Source organism: Rickettsia sp. TH2014 (genome assembly GCF_019249195.1).
Classification (GTDB): Bacteria; Pseudomonadota; Alphaproteobacteria; order Rickettsiales; family Rickettsiaceae; genus Rickettsia; species Rickettsia felis.
Window position 1 is genome coordinate 1 of sequence record NZ_MXAX01000272.1, and the last position, 1075, is coordinate 1075.

Consider the following 1075-nt stretch of genomic DNA (forward strand, 5'->3'; position numbering starts at 1 on the left):
TCCCTGAATGCGTTAAACTCGTCTGCAATACTGTAAGTAGCAACAGCATCATCTACATACTCCTTACCCTCTTGACTCATGACATGTGTAATACTCTTCGATTGAGCCGCTATCTCATCCGCAAATCTTGCATACATCAGTTTTCTAATCTCTGCTGTATCTAGTAATGGCGTAGATTTTGCTTCTGCTATATTCAAAGGATTCAGAATGATAGCCTTAAATTTATCTTGAATTAACGGCTTACTTGACTGACTTGGTAGTGCCTTTAAAAAGCTAAACTCATCGCCTGCATCCTCTACATATCCTTTACTTTGACTGCAATATTTAAGCCCACTGTTAATACTTGAAAGTAATGAATTAGGCACATTTCTTGCTACATTAAATATTTGTTTTGCTGTTCTTGCTATTTTAAACATTACGTTGCTCCTTTTGGTTGTTTGTTAGTTTTTAATTTACTATGTTTCATGTTCTTCAAACTGAAGCCTTAATTACCTTTCTCTTGTGTAACTAAAACTATATGAGAGGGGCTATGCTAGCCCCCTCATACTCCCCCGCTATATCTGTAAAAGAAAAAGGGGGAAGGCGTAAAATAAGATAAACATCACTAATACCCTCTCTGTCTAATTATTCGTATGCATATTTATCTCATAAATCCAAAACTATAATTATCTCCTACTTTTAATCCTGCATATTGCTTATGATGACTACATGGCTCTATTGCTTTGTGAGCCACAACATTCAATTGCATCTCTTGATTCCCGTTTTCTACACCCTTAAATCCCGCAAGCATATTATGTTTATGGTATATTCTTTCTGAAGCCCCATAAGCAGACACCGCTTTTTGTAAAGCCTCAAGCCCTTCAGTCCCATTACCAACAGCGTAATAACTACTGGCAAGGCCATAGTAATATGCTCCCTCCCATGGCTTTAACTTTATTGCTGCCCTAAAACTTGCTAATGCCTCCTCATATCTCTTAAGCTTATGAAGCGTATTACCTTTGTAATAATGAAGACTTGCATTTCTTGGCTCTCCCATCAAAAGCATCCCAAATATCTGCAAAGCTTTCTCATATTT

Annotated in this window: 1 protein-coding gene and 1 pseudogene; both read right to left on the reverse strand. The window is 37.1% G+C overall.

The annotated features are described in order from the left end of the window. Positions 1 to 416, reverse strand: a pseudogene (locus KYQ89_RS05685) (hypothetical protein); the annotation flags it as partial. 224 nt (positions 417 to 640) lie between these two features. Further along, positions 641 to 1075 (reverse strand): tetratricopeptide repeat protein (locus tag KYQ89_RS05690; RefSeq protein WP_218459937.1); only part of this gene is annotated, 435 nt, incomplete at its 5' end.